Genomic DNA, 20,299 nt, shown 5'->3' with positions numbered 1-20,299 from the left:
GACGTGGCTCACACGCGCACCGCTTGCCCTCGTTCAAGTTGGATAATAAATTCAAAATACAGGAGGTGACGATGACGACCCCCACCCCGGAGCACGCGCTGATGATCACCGGCATCGGCGGCCAAGGCGTCCAGCTGCTGGCCAAGACGCTCGCCCAGGCGCTCACCGCCCAGGGCCGCTACGCGATGCTCGGCGCCGAGTACGGCGGCGAGATGCGCGGCGGACCGACCCAGGCCACCGTCGTGGTCGGCGACGCCCCCCTGCGGGCGCTGCCGATCGTGCCCCGCGCCGAGGCGGCGATCCTCATGCACGACCGCTACAGCGAGAACACCCTGGCCCGGCTGGTCCCCGGCGGGCTGTGCCTGGTCAACTCCTCGGTCGCCCCCGACGGGTTCGCCGCCGAGCGCGACCCGGTCCGGGTCCCGGCCACCGCGCTGGCCCGCGAGGCCGGCGTCGCCCAGGCCGGCAGCTTCGTCATGCTCGGCGCCTACGCCGCGCTCACCGGCGTGGCGACCCGCGACCAGCTGGTCACCGCGATGACCGGCCTGCTGCCGCCGTACCGGCGCCAGCACGCGGAGGGCAACGCCCGCGCCCTCGACCTCGGCATCAGCCAGGTCTCCCCCATCCCCACAGGAGCCCCTTCGTGACCCTCGAGCTGCTGCAGGGCAGTGTCGCCATCACCCGGGCCGCGCTCGCGGCCGACTGCCGGTTCTTCGCCGGCTACCCCATGTCGCCGTTCACGCCGCTGCTGGAGGCGATGTCACGGGAGATGGCCGGCGCGGGCGGGGTGTGCATCAACGCCGAGAGCGAGATCGAGGGCGCCAACATGGCGCTCGGCGCCTCCGCCGCCGGCTTCCGCTCGGCCACCGGCTCCTGCGGCCAGGGCATCGCGCTGATGCAGGAGACCATCGCCGAGGCCGCGCTCAACGAGACCCCGCTCGTCGTCTTCAACATGGCCCGCAACCAGCAGGACTACTACCAGTGCACCCGCGGCGGCGGCTGGGGCGACTACCGCACCATCACGCTGGCCCCCAAGGACATCACCGAGGCCGTCGAGCACACCCAGCTGCTCTTCCACCTCGCCGACAAGTACCGCGCTCCCGTGATCCTGTACGGCGACGACCTGCTCTCGAAGACCCAGGTCGGCGTCCACGTCGCGCCGTTGGACCTGCCCGAGCTGCCCGCCAAGGACTGGGCGCTCGACGGCTCCGCCAGCGGCACCGGGAAGTCGCGCCAGGTGTGGACCTTCGCGATGGGCAAGAAGAACGACCCCGGCCCGGGGCCCGACGGCCAGTGGAAGCGGGTCGCGGCCAAGTTCGCCGAGATCGAGCCGGTCGAGGCACGCCACGAGGGCATCCACGCCGACGACGCCGAGACCCTCGTCGTCGCCTTCGGCTCGGCCGCCAAGTTCGCCGAGTACGTCGTCGAGGAGCTGCGCGGCGAGGGCCACCGGGTGGGCCTGTTCCGCCCGATCACGCTGTGGCCCTTCCCCGGCGCGGCACTGGCTCGCGCGACCCGCGACGTGAAGCGGGTGCTCGTCTTCGAGCTCAACGCCGGGCAGATGATCGACGACGTACGCCAGTGGGCCCACGACCGCGACACGATCCGGTTCATCGGCGGGGTCAGCATCGACGAGCACGGCCTGGCCTACGGGCCGCTGCTCGACGCCCCCGTCATCCGCGAGCGGATCCTCGCCGAGCACGCCGAGCCTGCCGTCGTACCGGCGGGGAGGAGCTGACATGGCCACCACGGACATCACCATCGACACCCGGACGGCGCCACCGCCCCCGAGCACCAAGGCCGCGTCGGCGGCGCCGTCCCTGATCCTCGGCGAGCACCAGCTCTGCCCGGGCTGCGGGGAGCCGGTCGCCCTGCGGCTGCTGCTGGAGACCCTGCAGGACCTCGGCGTGGTCGACCGGTCGATCGGCGTCGTGGGCCACGGCTGCTACGGCAGCTTCGTCAGGATCATGGACATCGACGTCCTACAATGCCTGCACGGCCGCGCCCCCTCCTGTGCCACCGGGATCAAGCGGATGCGACCCGAGTCGGTGGTCTTCACCCTGCAGGGGGACGGTGACATGGTCAACGAGGGCCTCCAGGAGATCCTCCACTCGGCGGCCCGCGGCGAGAACATCACCTGCATCCTGCTCAACAACGGGGTGTTCGGCGACACCGGTGGCCAGCAGACCGCGACCACCGTCCTCGGACAGCGGACCAAGACCAGCCTCGAGGGCCGCAACCCCGAGCAGCACGGCTACCCGATCCCGATCGCCGACCTGGTCGCCTCGCTCCAGGGCAGTGGGTACGTCGCGCGCGGCGCGGTCTCGACGCCCGGTGCGGTGGCGAAGACGAAGCGGATGATCAAGCGGGCCGTCCAGTCCCAGCTGGACGGCCACGGTCTCTCCCTCGTGGAGATCCTCACCATGTGTCCCACCGGCTGGTTCGTGCCGGCCGCGGAAGGCGCCGACTACCAGGGCGCGTCGATGGAGCCGGTCTACCCGATCGGCGAGCTGAAGAGCCAGGAGAACGAGCGTGCTTGAGCGGGCCAACACCAGTCAGGCCGTGGCCGACGTGGTGATCCAGCGGATCATCAGCGGCGAGCTCGCCGCCGGTGACCGGATCGACCTCGAGGCGCTGGGCAAGAGCCTCGGCGTGAGCCGCTCGCCCATCCGCGAGGCGCTGATCCAGCTCGAGCGCGACGGCATGGTCGAGATGCGCTACCACCGCGGCGCGTTCATCGCCGAGATCGGCGTCGCCGACGTACGCGAGGGCTTCTCGCTCTACGCCCTGCTCAGCGCGCTGCCGGCCCGCACCGTCGTCACCCGCCGCGACCCCGAGGTCTGGGCCCAGCTCGCCGAGGCCGCCGAGGCGGCGCTCGCCGCGGGCACCGTCGACGACTTCGAGCGGCACGCCCAGCGCTTCCGCCGCACCATCGCACGCTCCGCCGGCGGTCCCCACCTGCGCTCGCTGCTGCGCACCTTCAACGGCCTGGTGCGGGTCACCTCGCGGCTCTCGATGGAGGACGACCTCGAGCACGAGCGTGCCCTCTTCCGCGCCGAGTACGACGCCTTCCGCGACGACACGCCCGCCGCGGCCGTGGCGGCCACCGTCCGGCACGTCCTCGGCACCGGCGAGCACGCCGTGCGCGTGCTCCGCCGGCGCGGGGTCCTCCCCGACAGCGACGGCCCCGCCCTCGACGTCACCGTCGAGGACCTGCTGACGGTCGGCAACCTGGTCGGCCGCGAGGGGGACGTCTCGTGAGCGCCGGCTCCCCGACCCCCGCCGGGCGGGTCAGCCGCGGGACCCTGGTCATCGACACCGAGCGCTGCAAGGGCTGCGAGCTGTGCATCGCCGCCTGCCCGCCCTCGGTGCTGGAGATGTCGAGCGAGGTCAACGAGATGGGCTATCGCTTCCCGGTGCTCCACGCCGGCTGCACCGGCTGCACCGCCTGCCAGATGGTCTGCCCCGACTACGTGTTCGACGTCTACCGGTTCAAGAAGGAGCGCCCCACCGAGGAGGCCTCGCCATGACCTACGTCATCTCCCCGTCCTGCGTCGACGTCAAGGACCGCGCCTGCGTCGAGGAGTGCCCGGTCGACTGCATCTACGAGGGCGCCCGGATGCTCTACGTCCACCCGGACGAGTGCGTCGACTGCGGCGCCTGCGAGCCGGTCTGCCCGGTCGAGGCGATCTACTACGAGGACGACCTGCCCGACTCCGAGCAGGAGTTCCTGGCCGTCAACGCGGGATTCTTCGACGACCTCGGCTCCCCGGGCGGTGCCGCCCGGGTCGACGTCGCCGACCGGGACCATCCGCTCGTCGCGGCGCTGCCGGTGGCGGGTTGACGCCCCGCACCCGGCAGGTCTGCCGCGATTCGGACTGATCGGCGACCCGGATGCCGGGTACGACGGAACAGGCCACCGGCCGCGGGACGGGGAGCCGTGTCGCTAGCGGCGCCGCCGGTTGACCCCTTCGGTGAACTGGGTCCGCACCACCGAGCCCCGGATCACCTTCTCGTCGGGTCCCGCCGCACCCGAGTCCCACAGGAAGTGCATCATCGCCAGCGACGCCGACCGCGCGGCGGCGGCGTCGCCGGCCTTGATCTGCGCGACGAGGTCACGGTGCATCCCCAGCAGCCGCCGCCGCGACGCGACGTCGATCACGCCGATCGGCGAGCCGTCGGGCCTGATCCGGCTCCCGTGGGAGACGTAGAGCGTCTTCAGCGCTGTCGTCGCGACGCTCAGCGAGGCGTTGCCGCACATGTCGATGACGGCGTCGTGCATCATCGCCGCCAGCCGCGCCAGCTCGGTGAGGTCGTGGATCACCGCGTCGGCCCGGTCCAGCAGGTAGGTCAACGTCGGCACGATGGTGGTCTCACGGTCCGGCCGGGTCGCACAGCCCGCCGCACAGGCCGACTCCAGCTCGGTCACCGCCGACCACAGGTCCGCGGTCTGCTCACCCTGGGCGGCGAGCACCAGGCCCAGTGAGTACGCCACCAGGTCCGTCGTCGGCTTGTGGACGACGGCGCCACCGTGCGCGCCCCGGCGTACCGACAGCAGCCCCTCGGCCTCGAGGACGCGCATCGCCTCACGCAGCGTCGGCCGGCTGACGGGATAGCGCTCGCGCAGCTCCTCCTCGGCGGGCAGCTCCTCGCCGTCCGCCAGGTCGCCGGTGAGGATCTGCATCCGGAGGTCGTCGGCGACCTGCACGGCCAGCCGCGAGAAGCTGCTCGGCCGCGTCTTCGCCTCGCCCACAGATGTCCTCCAGATCGGATCGGTCCCCGCGATCGATCCTAGTGTTGCGCTCACTCCCATCCGCAGCGGAGGTCGATCGGCTCGACGGCGTCGGTCAGCCCGAAGCCGCCGCGGTAGAAGAGCAGCGGCCGGCCGTCGTACGGACCGTCGAGCGCCTCGACCCGGCCCACGACGACGACGTGGTCGCCGGCGTCGACGTGGCGGTCGATGCGCGCGTGGACCCGCGCGAGCACCCCGGGCAGCGAGGGTGTCCCGATCACCGAGCGCTGCCAGCCCGAGCCCTCGAGACGGTACTGGGTAGGTGCCGCAAATCGTCTACACATTTCTTCCTGACGGTGCCCCAGAACGTTGGCAGTGAACCAGCCGGTGTCGCGCAGCCGGACCCAGCTCTCGCTCTCGCTCCGCACGCAGAAGAGCACCAGCGGAGGCTCCAGCGAGACCGAGGCGAAGGACTGGCAGGTGAAGCCCACAGGGCCGGTGGAGTCAAGGCCGGTGATGACCGTGACGCCACTGGCGAAAGCGCCCATGGCCTGCCTCATGGCGGCGGGCGAGACGGACGGGGAGGTGCTGGCTGACATCGGGGTCTCTTTCGGCAGGCGTCCGGAAAATTGTTTAGATGATTCTTGACGATATGACGTAGGTCACGCAAGCATGAGGGCCGCCCGATCCGGGCGACCGCCCCCGCGGGGGCGTCCCACGAGACATCTGAGGAGTCCCCTCCATGCGTGTTCACTCGCTCGGCTACCTGGTCGTCAGCTCGACCGACATCGCCGCCTGGCGCACCTTCGGCACCGAGATCCTCGGCATGATGCGGGGCCGCGAGGACGACGAGCGCCAGCTGTGGCTGCGCACCGACGAACGCTGCCAGCGCCTGGTCGTCGAGGCCGCCGACGTCGACGAGGTCCATGCCATCGGGTGGGAGCTGCGCAGCGACCTCGACCTCGAGGGCCTGATCGCGACCTTCGACGAGCAGGGCATCGGCTGGGAGCGGCCCGAAGGCCTGGCCGCCCGCCGCGGCGTCGAGGACCTCATCCGCGTCGCCGACCCGGCGGGCTACCTACTGGAGTTCTACTGGGGCATGCAGGTGGACCCGTCGGGGTTCGCCTCGCCGGCCGGCGTCAGCGGCTTCGTGACCGGCCGCAGCGGCCTCGGCCACGTCGTGCTCGCGGCCGCACCGTTCGAGGAGTCCGACGCCTTCTACCGCCGCACGCTGGAGTTCGGGCTGACCGACTTCGCGGTGATGGACGGCGTCCGCGCACACTTCCTCCACACCAACGAGCGCCACCACAGCCTGGCGCTGATCGGTGCGCCCAAGGACGCCTGGTTCGTCCGCGGCGGGCTGATCCACCTGATGGTCCAGCTCAACACGATCACCGACGTCGGCCGCGCGCTCGGCCGGGCCGAGGCCGCGGGCTGCTCCTTCTTCGAGACCATCGGCGAGCACGCCAACGACCGGATGACCTCCTTCTACGTCAACTCCCCCGCCGGGTTCCCGATCGAGGTCGGCGCCGGGGCGATCGACATCGACCCCGAGGGCTGGACGGCCGTCAACCTCCCCGCGCCCGACGAGTGGGGCCACAAGATCCTGGGGGCGGACCTGTGAGTGCCACCGCGACGGCTCCCCTGACCACCGCCGAGGTGCTCGCCGGGATCGACGAGGTCGCGCCGCGGCTCGCCGAGCTCGCTCCCGAGGCCGAGCGGCTGCGTCGACTGCCGGACGAGTCCGCGGCGCTGCTGCGTCGTACCGGGCTGATGCGGATGCTGCAGCCCACGGCCTGGGGCGGCGCGGAGGCGCACCCGGTCGACTTCATCGAGGCGACGCTCGCCAACGCCCGCAGCGGCTGTGCCGCGGCCGGCTGGGTCGGCGGCGTGGTCGGCCTGCACCCGTGGGAGCTCGGCGTGATGTCGCCGCAGGCCCAGGAGGACGTGTGGGGGCAGGACCAGGACACCTGGATCGCCTCGCCGTACGTCGCCCTGGGCCGGGCCCGGCGCGTCGACGGCGGCTTCGTGCTCGACGGCCACTGGTTCTTCTCCTCGGGCAGCGACCACGCCGACTGGGCGCACCTGGGCGGCCTGGTCGTCGACGAGGACGGCCAGCCGATCCCCGGCAGCGACCACCACTTCCTGGTGCCCAAGGGCGACTTCGAGATCGTGCCGGACTCCTGGGACACGATCGGGCTGCGCGGCAGCGGGTCCAACGACGTGGTCGTGCGCGAGCGTTTCGTGCCGTCCCACCGGGTGCTGGAGTACGCCACCGTCGTCGACGGCACCGCCGCCGCGGCGGTCGGCAAGCAGGACAGCCCGCTCTACAAGATGCCGTGGTTCGTGCTCTTCGGGAACGCCATCTCCGCGACCGTGGTCGGCATCTGCGAGGCGGCGCTCGACGCGACCCTCGCCTACCAGCGCGACCGCTCCAATGTGTTCGGCACCCGGCAGAGCCAGGACGCCTTCACCCTGCCCAGCATCGGCGAGGCCGCCTCCGACATCCGGGCCAGCCGGCTGCAGGTGATCGACAACGTCCGCCGTGTCCACGAGGTGCTCGAGCGTGGCGAGGTCCCGACCCTGGCCATGCGCGCCGAGGCACGCCGCGACCAGGTGCGCGCTTCCTGGCGGGCGGTGGCCGCGGTCGACCAGCTGTTCGCCCGCGCCGGCGGCAACTCGATCCGCTCCGACCAGGCGCTGCAGCGGCTCTGGCGCGACGCCCACGCCGGGCTCAACCACGCGGTCAACATCCCCGGTGGTGCCTACCAGGCGGCCGCGCTCTCCCAGATGGGCCTCGACCTCGAGGGGGCCGTGCTGTGACCCTGCACTTCCACGACACCGGCGACGGTCCGCCGGTGGTGCTGCTCCATGGCGCCGGCCCCGGCGTCTCCGGCTGGTCCAACTTCGGCGGCAACGTGCCCGCGCTCTCCCGCCACCTGCGCACGATCGTCGTCGACCAGCCGGGCTTCGGGGCCAGTCCGAGCCGCGACTTCACCGGCGACTACTTCACCCACGCCGCCGCCGAGGTCGTCGCCCTGCTCGACGACCTCGGCATCGAGCAGGCGCACCTGGTCGGCAACTCCCTCGGCGGCGGTACGGCGGCCCGGCTCGCCCTCGACCACCCCGACCGGGTCGACCGGCTGGTGCTGATGGGCCCGGGCGGCCTGACCAGCCGGCTGGTCATCCCGGAGCCGACGGTCGGGCACCTGCGGCTCTACGCCTTCTTCGCCGACCCCACCCGCGAACGGCTCGCCGAGTTCATGCGCGGGATGGTCCACGACCCGTCGCTCGTCACCGACGCGATGATCGACGAGCGCTTCGAGCAGTCGCAGCAGCCCGGCGTCGCCGAGTCGTTCGCCCGGTTCCGGGCCAGCTTCACCGACCCCGCCAACGCCGAGCGCGTCGAGCTGTGGCGCTACGCCGAGCGGATCACGCAGCCGTCGCTGGTGCTCTGGGGCCGCGAGGACCTGGTGAACCCATACGACGGCGCGCTGTTCGCGATCGCCCGGATGCCCGACGTCCGGCTGCACCTGATGTCGCGCTGCGGCCACTGGGCTCAGGTCGAGCGGGCCACCGAGTTCAACCGCCTGGTCGTCGGCTTCCTGCTCGACGCCGACGGGGTCGAGGGAGCCGCATGAGTCTCACCTACGAGGCGACCACCCGCGGACCGTCGGCGAGCGACGGCCTCCACTTCCACGAGGCGGGCGCCGGCGTACCCCTGGTGCTGCTGCACGGCTCCGGGCCGGGTGTCTCCGGCTGGTCGAACTTCGCGGCCAACCTGCCCGTGCTCGCCGGCCACTTCCGGACGATCGTCGTCGACCTACCGGGCTTCGGCGCGAGCCCGGACGTCGACTACGACCGGCCGTATCCCGAGATCGCGGCGGAGCACGTCGTACGACTGCTCGACGACCTGGACATCGAGAGGGCCCACCTGCTCGGCAACTCGATGGGCGGCTGGGTCGCCCTGGAGGCCGCGGCGAGCAGTCCCGAGCGGATCGACCGGCTCGTGCTGATGGGCCCGGGCGGCCTCTACGCCCCGCTGCACGGGCCACTGCTGAGCGAGGGTGCCCGCCGGCTGGGCGAGTTCCTCGCCGAACCGACCCGCGCGGCGCTCGAGGCCTGGGTCGAGACGATGGTCCACGACCCGGCGACGATCACGCCCGAGCTCCTCGACGAGCGCTGGGCAAACGCCACCGCACCGCGGGCCATCGACCGGATGCGCGCCGTCATGGCCTCGCTCGCGCTGCCCGGAAAGGCGCCGCTGTGGGCCCGGACCGGCGAGATCCCCCACCGCACGCTCGTGACCTGGGGCCGCGACGACCGGATGCTGCCGCCCGACGGTGCCTTCTTCGCGCTGCGCCGGATGCCCCGGGCGGACCTCCATGTCCTGGGCGAGTGCGGCCACTGGGCACAGGTCGAGCGGAAGCACGACTTCGAGTCCCTCGTCATCGACTTCCTCACCCGCTGAAGGAGCACCCATGCACGTCCAGCACCCCGTCCTCGACGCCATCCACGCCGACGCCGACCGCCTCCGCGCCCTGGAAACCGCCTGCGTCGAGGAGCGTCGGCTCACCGACGAGTCCGCCAAGATCCTGCGCGAGTCCGGCGTCATGCGCCTCCTGCAGCCGCGGCGCTACGGCGGCCACGAGTCCACCCCACAGGTCTTCAACGCCGCGATGCACGACATCGCCCGGCAGTCCAGCTCGGCCGGCTGGGTGACCGGCGTGGTCGGCGTCCACTCCTGGCACCTCGGGCTCTACGACGACCGCGCCCAGCGCGAGGTGTGGGGCGAGGATCCCGACACCTGGATCAGCTCGTCGTACAGCCCGGCGGGGACGGCGCGGCCGGTGCCGGGCGGCTACGAGCTCAACGGTCGCTGGGGCTTCTCCTCGGGCAGCGACCACTGCGGCTGGGTCTTCGTCGGTGCGATGGTCCTCGACGAGGACGGCGCCCGCACCGGGCGGATGCTGCACCTGCTGCTCCCCCGCGGCGACTACACGATCGACGATGTCTGGTTCACGTCCGGCCTGGCCGGGACGGGCAGCAACGACATCGTCGTCGAGGGCGCGTTCGTGCCGCGGCACCGCACGCACGACGTCGCCGACCTGTACGCCGAGCGGTACCCCGGCAACGAGGTGAACACCGCCGGCCTGTTCCGGATGCCGTGGTACACGGTCTTCGTCAACGCCGTCGTCATGCCGCTGGTCGGCATGGCCCGCCGCGTGCACGACGAGGCCCTGGCGATCCACCGCGGCCGTCTCGCCGTCGACCCGAGCAAGCTGCCGCACCCGGCCTCGCTCGCGCTGGTCGCGGAGGCCGACGGCGCGGTGGACACGGCGTACCGGATCCTCCAGGCGAACGCCGTCGAGGCGTTCGAGGCCGTGACCGACGGCGGTCGCGTCTCCCTGGGCACCCGGCAACGGACCCGCCGCGACCATGTCGCGGCGGTCGGCCTGGCGGTCTCGGCGGCCGACAAGTCGTACCAGGTCGGAGGCCCTCGCTCCATCGCGTCGTCCAGTCCGCTCCAGGCGGTCTGGCGCGACGTCCATGCCGGCCAGCACCACGCCGTCAACGTGCCCGACCTCGCCAACCACGAGTACGGCACCTACCTGCTGACCGGAGCCCCCGGAACCATCTACTGACCCTCGAAGGGATCCACCCGATGACGACGATCAACGACCGCGGCGCCAACGCCGCGCCCGACACGGGTGGCTCGGGCCGCCTCTGGACTCCCCGCCTCGCCGCCGTGCTCACCGTGCTGGTGCTCGTCTCCGAGATCATCCCGGTCTCCGCGGTGCTCTCCGGCACGGCGCTGCCGGCGGTCGCCGGGAGGTACGCCACCACGCAGGCCAGCTGGTCGATGACCATCGCGTTCCTGACCGCGGCCGTGGCGATGCCTCTCGTCGGCAAGCTCGCCGACATGTACGGAAAGAAGCGGGTGCTGATGGGCGTGGTGCTCGTCAGCCTCGCCGGCTCCGTGCTCTCGGCGGTCGCCGGCAGCTTCGCGCTGTTCATCATCGGCCGTGGCCTCCAGGGCGCGATCTTCTCGGTGGCCTTCTTGGCCTACTCCCTGGTCCGCGACCTCTTCCCGCCTCGGATGGTGCCGTTCGCGGTCAGCGTGACCATGACCGGCACCGGCGTCGTCGTGGTGCTCCAGCCCTTCCTCGCCGGCTGGCTGATCGACAACCACGGCGTGCCCGGCGTGTACTGGTTCCTCACGGTCCTGACTCTGGTCCTCGGGCTGGCCGCCCTGCTCGTCGTGCCCGAGTCGCCGGTGCGCTCGACCGACTCCCGCCTCGACCTGGTCGGCGCGCTCCTGCTCGGCTGCTCGGTGGCCGCGGTGCTCGTCGGCGTGAGCATGGGGCCGCAGTGGGGCTGGACCGACCTCTCCACCCTCGGCCTGCTCGCCCTCGGCGTCGTCCTGTTCGCCGTCTGGCTGGCTCAGGCCGGGCGCGCGACGCAGCCGCTCATCGACCTGCGTCAGCTGCGCCGTCCCGCCCTGCTGCTGAGCGTGGTCTCCTCCGGCCTCGTCTACGGTGTCGGCGCGACCACCAGCTCCTTCCTCGCCATCATGGCGATGACCCCCCGCGCCCTCGGCCAGGACTACGGCTTCGGCATGACCGCGAGCGAGTACGCGCTGTTCGGCGTCGTCAACGGGATCGGCATCGTCGTCGGTGGGCTGGTCGTCGGGGCGACCGCCCGGCGTACCGGCGCGAAGGTGCACATGGTCGCCGCCGCCGTGCTGATCGCGCTGGGCTGCCTGCTGATGGGCCTGGGACGTGGTGAGCAGTCACTGGTCCTGGTCGGCACCGCCGCCGTCCACCTGGCGATCGGCCTGTCCGGCGCCGCCATCCCGAACCTGGTCATCGCGGCGGTGCCGCCGGAGAGCCAGGTCGTCAGCTCCAGCCTCGCCGAGGTCAGCCGCACCCTGATGGGGGCGGTCGGCACCACCCTCGGCTTCGTGATCCTCAACGGCCACGTGCTCGCCGTTCTGGGCGGCGCGCCGATCTACTCCGGCGGTGGGTTCCTGGGCGCGCTCGGCATGATCGCGGCCTGCTCCGTCGTCGGTGGGGCCGCGGCCGTGTTCCTGCCCCGCGGGCTGGGCCGCTCGGCGGGTACGGCGGACTAGCTCCGGGCGAGCTCGGCGATCAGGGCCGGGGCGAGGTCGCCCTTCGGGGCGACCTCGACCTCGGCCAGCCCCAGCCAGCCGGCCAGCCGGCCGAGCTCGGCGGCCAGCTCGGCCGCGGTCTCGGCCGGCGCGTGCGGCTCGGCCCACGCCGACTGCACCAGCAGCCGCCCGCTCACCCGGTCGGCCTTGAGGTCGACCCGCCCCACGATCCGGTCGCCCAGCAGGAACGGCAGCACGTAGTAGCCGTGCACCCGCCGCTCCGCCGGGGTGTAGATCTCGATCCGGTAGAAGAAGTCGAACAGCGCCTCGGCCCGGTCCCGCTCCCACACCACCGGGTCGAACGGGCTGAGCAGCGCCCGCGCCCCCACCCGCCGCGGCAGCCGCGCCTCGCGGTGCAGGTACGCCGGCCGGTTCCAGCCCTGCACCGCGACCGGCTCCAGCTCACCGGCCGCGACCAGCTCGTCGATCGCGACCCGGGCCTCCCCGACCCGGATCCGGTAGTAGTCGGCCAGGCAGTTGGCCGACGCCACGCCGTGGGACCGGGCCGCTCGACGTACGAGCTCGACGTGGGCGTCCGTCCGGCTCAGCGCCGGCTGCTCCAGGACCGCGGCCGGAAGCACGCGCTCGGGCAGGTCGTAGCGGATCTCGAACTGGCTGTTGCGCCCGGAGATGGCCAGCTCGCCGGTCATGTAGAGGTAGTCGAGCATCCGGCGGGTGCGCGACCAGTTCCAGCCCCAGTGGTCCTTCGTGCGCGGCAGCCCGTCGTCGAGCTCGCGGGCCGTGCTCGCCCCGCGGTCGGTGATCTCGGCGAGCAGCGCCTTCTCCAGCTCGTCGCCCTCCTCGACGGTGAACCACTTGCCGCGCCGCGCGCGGTAGTCGTCCATCCGGTGGCGCATGGCCGGCCACAGCTCGACCGGCATGAACGCCTGCACGTGCGCCCAGTACTCCACCACCCGCCGCGCGCGCCCACTCGCCGCCCGCTGGAGCAGGCCGACGTCGTAGGGACCCATCCGGGAGTAGAGCGGCATGAAGTGGGCGCGCTGCAGCACGTTGACGCTGTCGACCTGGAGCACACCGGTGCGGGCCAGGGTGCGGTCGAAGGTGCGCAGCGTCGGCGCCGCGTGAGCGGGATCCAGGAAGCCCTGCGCGGCCAGCGCGATCCGGCGGGCCTGCGCGAGCGACAGCGACTGGGTGGTGGGCACGGGCTCACCCTAGGAGCAGCCGCCGACAGCCCTGGGGAGACGGATTCATCACGGTATGTAGGCGAATAGCCACTTCTGTAGCGGAGTTCCACTACAGAAGCGCGCACTCACCTACATACCGTGATGAATCCGCACCCTGGTCGAGCTACTCCAGCTCGACCAGCTTGGCCCGCACGGCGTACATGACCGCCTCCATCCGCGAGTGCAGCTGCAGCTTCTCGAGGATGTTGCGCACGTGGTTCTTGACCGTGTTCTCGCTGATCGCGAGCTGCGCGGCCACGTCGCGGTTGCTCAGCCCCCGGGCGACGAACCGGAGCACCTCCAGCTCGCGCTCGGTGAGCTTGAGCGCGGGGCCGGCGTTGCGGTCGGGCTTGGACATCGTCTTGAACTCGTCGATCAGCTTGGCCGCCATCGACGGGCTGATCAGCGACTGGCCGTCGGCGACGACGCGGATGCCCTGGGCCACCTCCTCGATGGACGAGTCCTTGAGGAGGTAGCCCGAGGCACCGCTCTTGACGGCCTCGTAGAGGTCGGCCTCGTCGTCGGAGACGGTCAGCATGATGATCTTCGTCATCGGGACCGCCTCCTTGATCGCGACGCACGCCTCGATCCCGGACTGCTTCGGCATCCGCACGTCCAGCAGCACCACGTCGGGCACGCTGCTGACCACGAGGCTCACGCCGTCGATGCCGTTGCTGGCTTCGCCGACGACCTCGATGCCGTCCTCGATGCCGAGCAGCATGGTCAGCCCACGCCGGAACAGCTCCTGGTCGTCGACGACCACCACACGTACCGGCTCGCTCACGGGCTGTCCCGGTGCTGCGGCCGGCGAAGTACCATCCGCCACGGCGGCATCATGACACGACCTCCCGGTTGTCCGCCGGTCCCGTCCGGATTCAGGCGTCAGCCCTCATCGCTCCCGATGTCCAGCGAGATCACTCCGTAGTCGTACCCGCGACGGCGGTACACAACGGCCGGACGCTCACTCTCCTTGTCGACGTACAGGTAGAAGTCGTGGCCGACCAGCTCCATCTCGTAGAGCGCCTGGTCGAGCGTCATCGGGCTCGCGGCGTGCGTCTTCTCGCGGACGACCAGCGGTCCGTCGCCGGTCACCGTGATCGGTCCGACCTGCCGCTCGATGGCGACCTCGTCCTCTTCCTCCACCACGGCGGTGGGTACGTCGGACAGCGCCTTGCCGACCGAGACCGGCGTCCGGCGTCCGCGGTGCACCCGGCGCCGGTCGGCGGCCTTGCGCATCTGGGCGGCCATCTTGTCGAGGGCCAGGTCGAGCGCTCCCATCTTGTCGTCAGCGGCGGCCTCGGCCCGGATCACCGGTCCCTTGGAGAAGGCCGTGAGCTCGACATGGACAGCCTGGTCGTGCTGTCGCGGGTTGGGTTCGCAGTCCACCTCCACATGCACCCGGATGATCCGGTGATCGTGCTTCTCCAGCTTGGTGAGCTTCTCCGCGGCATGCTCTCGGAACCGGTCCGAGATCTCGCAGTGCCGTCCGGTGACCACAACATCCATCAGTTACCTCCAAGGGTATTTCGGCGTGATGGGTTCTCCTGCCGAGGCAGGGAGCCGGAGTGCTGGCGCGTTTCTCGGCCAGCACGAACTCGAGGGGCCGCATGACGTCGGCCCGCGGGGCGCGCGAGCGCAGCGAGCGTCGCCCCCACCCGTCGGCCGCGCCGCGTTGCCTGGACGCAGCGCAGCGAGCGAGGAACGAGCGAGCGGAGCGGAGGAAGGCAACGCGCGGAAGCGCGGCCGACATGCGCGAGCGGAGCGAGCGCCCAACAAGCATGGAGTCCGCCCGGCCGACCTGGTCTTCGTCCCCACACCCGCCTGCTGGGGCTTCCGCAGCTTGTTGCCACTACCGACCCTCTCCCGGGGCCGGACGCATCTGACGTCCGGTCCGAGGCAGGTCTTACGACTAAGCCGCACCGTGCTCACCGGCCCGGGGGCCGGCTTACGTGGACCGTTTCGCCTGCGACTGGCATCGGCTTGCCGCGCCTGGCTGGGCTCGCGCCCGGCCTGGGCGACGCAACCACGGACCCGGGCGGACTCCATGACCAGACGTTAGTCCGTCGCTGGTGACGACGAAAGGCTTCACCCGAAGTTCAGCGGGTCGGTCCTGCGCCGGGTCGCGGCGACGACCGCGGCGGCGTGCACGGGCAGCCCCACGGCCTCGAGGGCGCGCTGTGCCTCGCGCAGCGTGGCGCCGGTGGTAAGGACGTCGTCGCAGATCACGACGTGGGCGCGGGGGCACACCCGCACCAGCCGTCGTACGCCGGCGGCGGGCACCGTCATCGAGCGGTCGAGGTTGGCGGCGCGGGCGGCGGCGTCGAGCCCGGCCTGGTCGACGACGCCGGGGCGCAGCCGCAGCAGCCGGGCGGCGTGGGCGTCGCCGCCGAGGAGCCGGGCGGCGTGCCGGGTCATGGTCAGGGTGGGGTCGTGGCCGCGCTGCCGCACGCTCGAGGTGCGCGAGGGCACCGGCACCAGCACGAGTGGGCCGGGCGGCGCGGCGGTGGCGACGGCGCCGGCGAGCAGCTCGCCGAGGGGCCGGGCGAGGGCGAGCACCCGGCGCTCCTTGTGGGCCAGGACGAGGGCGCGCAGCACGCCGGCGTACTCCCCCACGGCGTACGGCGGCACCAGCCCCGCGGGGCTCGGCGTCGGCCAGTGTGGGGAGGCGTCCGCGGCCCGCTCCTGGCAGGTGCCGCGGCAGGCCGGGCACAGCGGGCGTCCGGGCCGCTCGCAGCCGACGCAGCGGGAGCCGAGCACCAGGTCGACGAAGCCGTCGACGAGCAGCTGGGCGGTGGCCATCGGCCCACCCCAGCAGGCCGGTCCGGCTCGGGCAAGCAGCCCGGGACGGGCTGTGGAGGACGGCGAGATCAGCCGGCGTAGTCGAGCTGGCTGAGCCCGTCGGGTGCGTCGTGCTTGTCCTGGCGGACCAGGTCGACGAACCGGTCGGCGTACACGGCGTACATCGGCGCGTCCTCGACGGGCGAGGCGGCGAGTCCGAGGACCTCTCCGGTCACGATCGTGGACAGGACGTCGACCCCGACCGTCGCTCCGTCGGCGGGGACGACGTCGACCTCGTAGAGGCTGCCGGGCACGGTCGCGGTGAGCACGGCGACGCGGATCGGGCCGGCCCAGGCGAGGTCGGTGATCGCGCTCCCCTCGGGCGCCCGGACGACGAAGGGGCGCCCGGTGCGGGCCACCTGGCCGCGGCCGTTGAGGAACACCCGCGCGCCGACGACCTGGTCGCCCGCGCGCGGCACCCGGACGACGGCGACCAGGCGGGTGCCGTCGCGGCTGACCACGAGGTGCCGGGCGCGGGTGCCGGTGATGCCGGGGACCCGGACGGTGCGCAGCTCGGTGCCGTCGTACAGCCACACGACGGCGCCGGCGGGCCGCCGCTCGAGCACCCAGAGCCGGCCGGCGTGGTCCCAGGTCGGGCGCGCATAGGTCCCGCCGTCGAGCAGCACCTGGGCCGCGGGCTGCGCCGTCGACTGCTGGACGTGGGCCAGGCGCACCCGGTGGCCGCCGGCGTCGACCCCGGCGGCCTGCTCGTTGTCGGGGCTGACCGCGACGGCGACCAGACCGGCCCCCTCGTCGCCGAGTACGCCGGTCACCGGGTCGAGCCGGGTGTCCTTGCCGCCGGAGACCAGCCGGCCCTGGCTGATGCCGTAGAGCGTCTTGCCGCCGCCGGGCCCCGCGGGACCGAAGGCGGCGGCGGCGTCGACGGAGTACTGCGCGACGCCACCGGGCAGCGGGAGCGGCGTGCCGTCGACGCTGACCCGCAGCGCCGTGACCGACGGGTCCTGGCGCAGCGTCCACGCGAGCTGGGCGAGCATCAGCTCGGCCTGCTCGGAGGTCACCGACTGTGCCTCTCCCACCAGCGCGATGTCGGCGACCCCGGCGTCGCTGACCGGCACGGACAGCCCGACGCTCAGCCCGGCGGGAAGGAACGAGCGCACCACTCCCTGCGCCAACGGCGGCGGCCCCGCCAGCAGGCCCGAGACCAGGCTGGTCGCGAGCTGGTCGCCCTCGGGCACGAACACCGGCTCGGGCACCAGGATCTTGGCGACGGGGTCGAAGTAGTAGAGCGAGACCTGGTGGTAGCGCTGCCGGAACCACGAGGCCGGTACGACGAGCGCGTCCGGCGGGTCGGTGATCCGGTACTCGCCGTCCTGCACCGCCACCCGGAAGTCGAGGGTCAGCTCGTCGATGCCCATCGACCCGCGCCAGGCCCCGACCGCGTCGAGCCGGTCGGCGCCGGTGAGCTGCACCGACACCGAGCCGCCGCTCTCGCGCACCGGCAGCGAGTCGCTGTAGATGATCGTCTCCTGCTCGGGGTTCCACCCCCCGGCGGCCTCGTCGGTGAGGTACTGCTTGGCGACGCTGGTCTGCACCGGCCACGCCGTCATGGCGTCGAGGAAGCCGGTGACCACCTCGGTGCGCGAGGCGCCCGCGACCGGCGGCCGGGCGTCGATGTCGCTGGCCCGGCGGGTGTCGTCGCGGTCGGTGCCACTGCTCTGCACGACCGGGCCGGAGGTCGGGAGCGAGGTGCACCCGCTCAGCACGGCGAGGGCCAGGACCAGCACCACGAGGGCTCGGGATCGCGTCATCACTCCTCCCCCTCCGGTACGACGCCGCCCGGCCCGACCACGACGGCGGCGTCGCTCGACATCGCGTCCACGGGCACCAGGGGCAGCGGGCTGTGCCGCAGCGTGCCGCCGGCGTGCCGCGGCACGGTGAGCCGGAACTGCGCCCCCTGTCCGGTCTTGCCCCACGCCTGCAGCCAGCCGCCGTGCAGGTGGGCGTCCTCCTGGGCGATGGCGAGGCCGAGGCCGGTGCCGCCGCTGGTGCGGGTGCGGGCCGGGTCGGAGCGCCAGAACCGGTTGAACACCATCGACGCCTCGCCCGGAGCCAGCCCGACGCCGTGGTCGCGCACCGTGATCGCCGCCGCCTCCTCGTCGGACTCCAGCCGCACGATCACCGCCTCGGTGGGATCGTCGGCCAGCGCGTGGTCGATGGCGTTGGTGACCAGGTTGCGCACGATCCGCTCGATCCGGCGCACGTCGACGTCGGCCTGGACGGGGTGCGCCGGCTCCTGGACCAGGACCCGGATCCCCCGCTGGTCGGCCAGCGGCTGCGCGGCCTCGACCACCCGTCGTACGAGATCGCCGAGGTTGACGTTCTCGGTGGCGAGGACGGCGGCGCCGGCGTCGAAGCGGCTGATCTCCAGCAGGTCGACGAGCAGGTTCTCGAAACGGTCCAGCTCGGCCTGCATCAGCTCCGCCGAGCGCGCCGTGGCCGGGTCGAAGCTCGCGCGCGCGTCGTGCAGCACGTCGGAGGCCATCCGCACCGTCGTCAGCGGGGTGCGCAGTTCGTGGGACACGTCGGAGACGAACCTGCGCTGCACCCAGCTGAGCTCCTCGAGCTGGCGGATCTGGCGCTGGAGGCTGGTGGCCATCTGGTTGAAGGAGTACGCCAGGCGGGCGATGTCGTCCTCGCCGGTCACCTGCAGCCGCTCCTGCAGCCGCCCGGCCGCGAGCCGCTCGGCGACCCGCCGGGCCAGCCGGATCGGGGTGACGACCTGCCGGGTGACCAGCCAGGTCAGCCCCGCGACCAGCGCCAGCAGCAGCCCGGCGGCGGTCAGCAGCGCCCGGGTCACCAGGTTGAGCGTCTCCTGCTCCTCGGCGAGGGGGAAGAGGAAGTAGAGCGTGTAGGTCTTGCCGTCCGAGGGCAGCTGCACCTGGGAGCCCACCACGATCCCGGGCTCCCGGGTCACGGCGGCGTCGGAGCCGGCGCCGGCCGTGCGCACGATCTCGGTGTAGGTCCAGGCGGTCGCCCGGCGCGGGCCGTCGAAGTGCTCCTCCAGCGAGGCCGGGACGCTGACCAGGTCCAGGCCGCTGGTGTACTCCCCGCCGCCGGTCCGCAGCCCCGGGTCCTCGCCCTCGGGGCCGGCCAGCACCACGGCGTACCCTCGGCTGTCGCCGCGCTCGATGATCGGGTCGACCAGGTCGCGCTGCTGCTGGCTCGCGTTGACCTCGCGGCCCGACGCGGCCTCGAGCCGGTCCTGGGCGTCGGCGACCTCCGCGTCGACCTCGCCGAGGACCACCTCGGCGCGATGGCGGAGCAGGCCGTCGCGGGTCTGCTGGAGCAGGATCCAGCCCACGCCGCTGACCACGACCGCGGACAGCACGACCGTGCTCGCCACGACCCGGGCCTGGATCGAGCGCCGCCAGAAGGTCAGCGCGCGCCGCAGCCGCGGCGCGAGCCACGCCCAGCACCGGCGCAGCCCGTCGAGCGCACGGCGGCCCGGCCCGGCCGCCGCGGGCCTACGCGGAGCCGGCCTTGTACCCGACACCACGCACCGTCAGCACGATCTCGGGATGCTCGGGATCGTGCTCCACCTTGGAGCGCAGCCGCTGCACGTGCACGTTGACCAGGCGGGTGTCCGCGGCGTGCTGATAGCCCCAGACCTCCTCCAGCAGCACCTGCCGGGTGAACACCTGACCCGGCTTGCGGGCCAGGCACAGCAGCAGGTCGAACTCCAGCGGCGTCAGCGAGATCTCCGCGCCGCCCCGGGTCACCGCATGGCCGGCGACGTCGATCTCGACGTCGCGGATGGTGAGCGTCTCCTGCGGGACCGTCTCGGTCCGGCGTACCCGGGCTCGGATCCGCGCGACCAGCTCCTTGGGCTTGAACGGCTTGACGACGTAGTCGTCGGCCCCCGACTCCAGCCCCACGACCACGTCGACGGTGTCGCCCTTGGCCGTCAGCATCACGATCGGCACCCCGGACTCGGCGCGGATCTCCTTGCACACGTCGATGCCGTCCTTGCCCGGCAGCATCAGGTCGAGGAGCACCAGGTCGGGGCGGTACTCGCGGAAGGCCGCCAGCGCCTGGTCGCCGCGCGGGCACACCCGACTCTCGAAGCCCTCCTGCCCCAGCACGATGCCGAGCATCTCCGCGAGCGGGGCGTCGTCGTCGACGACGAGGACGCGTCCCCTCGTGGGGTACGGCGCGCTGCTGGGCGGAGTCACGCGGCAATCCTAGGCGGGAGTACGACACGAGCCCCGCACCCAGGTGGATGCGGGGCTCGTGGCACGTTCGTCCGCGGGTCCGCGATCCTCGCCTGTCTTGCCGCCGGACCAACGCTGGGCCTCGGCAAGACAACTGCGTGCGCGGCAGCGCGGCGCCGCCGACGCCGAGCGCGGGGAGCAG

21 protein-coding genes are annotated in these 20,299 nt (G+C 72.5%); 12 read left to right on the top strand and 9 right to left on the bottom strand.

Going from position 1 to position 20,299, the window contains the following annotated elements:
* Nucleotides 1-71 precede the first annotated feature (71 nt).
* The 6 genes from JOD66_RS21710 to fdxA are packed head-to-tail and all read left to right on the top strand — an operon-like array spanning nucleotide 72 to nucleotide 3,844.
* Entirely contained in the window at nucleotides 72-647 is a 576-nt protein-coding gene (locus JOD66_RS21710) for a 2-oxoacid:ferredoxin oxidoreductase subunit gamma family protein (protein ID WP_204838904.1), read from the top strand.
* Nucleotides 644-1,738 carry a hypothetical protein gene (locus tag JOD66_RS21705; protein WP_204838903.1) on the top strand — a complete coding sequence of 365 codons (1,095 nt, stop codon included), beginning with the start codon at nucleotides 644-646 and terminating at the stop codon, nucleotides 1,736-1,738. The genes JOD66_RS21710 and JOD66_RS21705 overlap by 4 nt, the downstream gene beginning before the upstream one ends.
* Before the next feature lies 1 nt (nucleotide 1,739).
* Nucleotides 1,740-2,540, top strand: coding sequence for a thiamine pyrophosphate-dependent enzyme (locus JOD66_RS21700; protein WP_204838902.1), 801 nt, complete (start codon nucleotides 1,740-1,742; stop codon nucleotides 2,538-2,540).
* Nucleotides 2,533-3,261: a GntR family transcriptional regulator gene (locus JOD66_RS21695; RefSeq protein WP_204838901.1), complete on the top strand. Its 729-nt coding sequence runs from the start codon at nucleotides 2,533-2,535 to the stop codon at nucleotides 3,259-3,261. Before JOD66_RS21700 ends, JOD66_RS21695 begins: the two co-directional genes overlap by 8 nt.
* Nucleotides 3,258-3,530 (top strand): 4Fe-4S dicluster domain-containing protein, encoded by a 273-nt coding sequence (locus JOD66_RS21690; protein WP_204838900.1) that lies wholly within the window; start codon nucleotides 3,258-3,260, stop codon nucleotides 3,528-3,530. Before JOD66_RS21695 ends, JOD66_RS21690 begins: the two co-directional genes overlap by 4 nt.
* The gene (fdxA, locus tag JOD66_RS21685; protein WP_204838899.1) at nucleotides 3,527-3,844 is read left to right on the top strand and encodes a ferredoxin; all 318 of its coding nucleotides are present in this window, start codon (nucleotides 3,527-3,529) and stop codon (nucleotides 3,842-3,844) included. Before JOD66_RS21690 ends, fdxA begins: the two co-directional genes overlap by 4 nt.
* Before the next feature lie 102 nt (nucleotides 3,845-3,946).
* On the opposite strand, the gene JOD66_RS21680 is transcribed toward fdxA, so the two are convergent.
* Together JOD66_RS21680 and JOD66_RS21675 are read right to left on the bottom strand one after the other, a co-directional pair.
* Entirely contained in the window at nucleotides 3,947-4,753 is an 807-nt protein-coding gene (locus JOD66_RS21680) for a FadR/GntR family transcriptional regulator (RefSeq protein WP_204838898.1), read from the bottom strand.
* Between the two features lie 50 nt (nucleotides 4,754-4,803).
* A complete protein-coding gene (locus tag JOD66_RS21675; RefSeq protein ID WP_204838897.1) occupies nucleotides 4,804-5,280 on the bottom strand; it encodes a flavin reductase family protein in 477 nt (158 codons plus the stop codon).
* Nucleotides 5,281-5,474: 194 nt separating this feature from the next.
* On the opposite strand from JOD66_RS21675, the gene JOD66_RS21670 reads away from it, so the two are divergent.
* From JOD66_RS21670 to JOD66_RS21645, 6 genes are read left to right on the top strand one after another with little or no spacing between them, the layout of a single operon-like run.
* On the top strand, nucleotides 5,475-6,356 hold the full coding sequence (locus JOD66_RS21670) for a VOC family protein (protein ID WP_204838896.1): 882 nt from the start codon (nucleotides 5,475-5,477) through the stop codon (nucleotides 6,354-6,356).
* Entirely contained in the window at nucleotides 6,353-7,555 is a 1,203-nt protein-coding gene (locus JOD66_RS29630) for an acyl-CoA dehydrogenase family protein (RefSeq protein ID WP_204838895.1), read from the top strand. Before JOD66_RS21670 ends, JOD66_RS29630 begins: the two co-directional genes overlap by 4 nt.
* Nucleotides 7,552-8,373 carry an alpha/beta fold hydrolase gene (locus JOD66_RS21660; protein ID WP_204838894.1) on the top strand — a complete coding sequence of 274 codons (822 nt, stop codon included), beginning with the start codon at nucleotides 7,552-7,554 and terminating at the stop codon, nucleotides 8,371-8,373. Before JOD66_RS29630 ends, JOD66_RS21660 begins: the two co-directional genes overlap by 4 nt.
* Nucleotides 8,370-9,203 (top strand): alpha/beta fold hydrolase, encoded by an 834-nt coding sequence (locus JOD66_RS21655; RefSeq protein ID WP_204838893.1) that lies wholly within the window; start codon nucleotides 8,370-8,372, stop codon nucleotides 9,201-9,203. The genes JOD66_RS21660 and JOD66_RS21655 overlap by 4 nt, the downstream gene beginning before the upstream one ends.
* A gap of 10 nt (nucleotides 9,204-9,213) precedes the next feature.
* Nucleotides 9,214-10,377, top strand: coding sequence for an acyl-CoA dehydrogenase family protein (locus JOD66_RS21650; RefSeq protein ID WP_204838892.1), 1,164 nt, complete (start codon nucleotides 9,214-9,216; stop codon nucleotides 10,375-10,377).
* Between the two features lie 20 nt (nucleotides 10,378-10,397).
* Nucleotides 10,398-11,864 (top strand): MFS transporter, encoded by a 1,467-nt coding sequence (locus JOD66_RS21645; RefSeq protein ID WP_204838891.1) that lies wholly within the window; start codon nucleotides 10,398-10,400, stop codon nucleotides 11,862-11,864.
* Here the strand turns inward: JOD66_RS21645 and JOD66_RS21640 are convergent.
* The 7 genes from JOD66_RS21640 to mtrA all read right to left on the bottom strand — a co-directional run bounded on the left by JOD66_RS21640 (nucleotide 11,861) and on the right by mtrA (nucleotide 20,118).
* Nucleotides 11,861-13,066 carry a winged helix-turn-helix domain-containing protein gene (locus tag JOD66_RS21640; RefSeq protein ID WP_204838890.1) on the bottom strand — a complete coding sequence of 402 codons (1,206 nt, stop codon included), beginning with the start codon at nucleotides 13,064-13,066 and terminating at the stop codon, nucleotides 11,861-11,863. The two genes, JOD66_RS21645 and JOD66_RS21640, sit on opposite strands and share 4 nt — an antisense overlap.
* Before the next feature lie 145 nt (nucleotides 13,067-13,211).
* Entirely contained in the window at nucleotides 13,212-13,871 is a 660-nt protein-coding gene (locus JOD66_RS21635; protein ID WP_307823650.1) for a response regulator, read from the bottom strand.
* A gap of 98 nt (nucleotides 13,872-13,969) precedes the next feature.
* Entirely contained in the window at nucleotides 13,970-14,593 is a 624-nt protein-coding gene (hpf, locus tag JOD66_RS21630) for a ribosome hibernation-promoting factor, HPF/YfiA family (RefSeq protein WP_204838889.1), read from the bottom strand.
* A gap of 579 nt (nucleotides 14,594-15,172) precedes the next feature.
* Entirely contained in the window at nucleotides 15,173-15,886 is a 714-nt protein-coding gene (locus JOD66_RS21625) for a ComF family protein (protein WP_204838888.1), read from the bottom strand.
* 68 nt (nucleotides 15,887-15,954) lie between these two features.
* On the bottom strand, nucleotides 15,955-17,694 hold the full coding sequence (locus tag JOD66_RS21620) for an LpqB family beta-propeller domain-containing protein (protein ID WP_204838887.1): 1,740 nt from the start codon (nucleotides 17,692-17,694) through the stop codon (nucleotides 15,955-15,957).
* Entirely contained in the window at nucleotides 17,694-19,439 is a 1,746-nt protein-coding gene (mtrB, locus tag JOD66_RS21615) for an MtrAB system histidine kinase MtrB (protein WP_307823649.1), read from the bottom strand. The genes JOD66_RS21620 and mtrB overlap by 1 nt, the downstream gene beginning before the upstream one ends.
* Entirely contained in the window at nucleotides 19,411-20,118 is a 708-nt protein-coding gene (gene mtrA / locus JOD66_RS21610; protein WP_307823648.1) for an MtrAB system response regulator MtrA, read from the bottom strand. The genes mtrB and mtrA overlap by 29 nt, the downstream gene beginning before the upstream one ends.
* Nucleotides 20,119-20,299 lie beyond the last annotated feature (181 nt).

This window comes from Nocardioides nitrophenolicus, assembly GCF_016907515.1.
Taxonomy (GTDB): domain Bacteria; phylum Actinomycetota; class Actinomycetes; order Propionibacteriales; family Nocardioidaceae; genus Nocardioides; species Nocardioides nitrophenolicus.
This window is presented reverse-complemented; position numbering and strand designations above follow the sequence as displayed.

Excerpts from the sequence above, each read along its gene's own strand:
- JOD66_RS21710 (WP_204838904.1), top strand. The coding sequence starts at position 72 with ATGACGACCCCCACCCCGGAGCACGCGCTGATGATCACCGGCATCGGC.
- JOD66_RS21620 (WP_204838887.1), bottom strand. The coding sequence starts at position 17,694 with ATGACGCGATCCCGAGCCCTCGTGGTGCTGGTCCTGGCCCTCGCCGTG.
- JOD66_RS21655 (WP_204838893.1), top strand. The coding sequence starts at position 8,370 with ATGAGTCTCACCTACGAGGCGACCACCCGCGGACCGTCGGCGAGCGAC.
- JOD66_RS21625 (WP_204838888.1), bottom strand. The coding sequence starts at position 15,886 with ATGGCCACCGCCCAGCTGCTCGTCGACGGCTTCGTCGACCTGGTGCTC.
- JOD66_RS21650 (WP_204838892.1), top strand. The coding sequence starts at position 9,214 with ATGCACGTCCAGCACCCCGTCCTCGACGCCATCCACGCCGACGCCGAC.
- JOD66_RS21645 (WP_204838891.1), top strand. The coding sequence starts at position 10,398 with ATGACGACGATCAACGACCGCGGCGCCAACGCCGCGCCCGACACGGGT.
- fdxA (WP_204838899.1), top strand. The coding sequence starts at position 3,527 with ATGACCTACGTCATCTCCCCGTCCTGCGTCGACGTCAAGGACCGCGCC.
- JOD66_RS21675 (WP_204838897.1), bottom strand. The coding sequence starts at position 5,280 with ATGGGCGCTTTCGCCAGTGGCGTCACGGTCATCACCGGCCTTGACTCC.
- JOD66_RS21670 (WP_204838896.1), top strand. The coding sequence starts at position 5,475 with ATGCGTGTTCACTCGCTCGGCTACCTGGTCGTCAGCTCGACCGACATC.
- JOD66_RS21700 (WP_204838902.1), top strand. The coding sequence starts at position 1,740 with ATGGCCACCACGGACATCACCATCGACACCCGGACGGCGCCACCGCCC.
- hpf (WP_204838889.1), bottom strand. The coding sequence starts at position 14,593 with ATGGATGTTGTGGTCACCGGACGGCACTGCGAGATCTCGGACCGGTTC.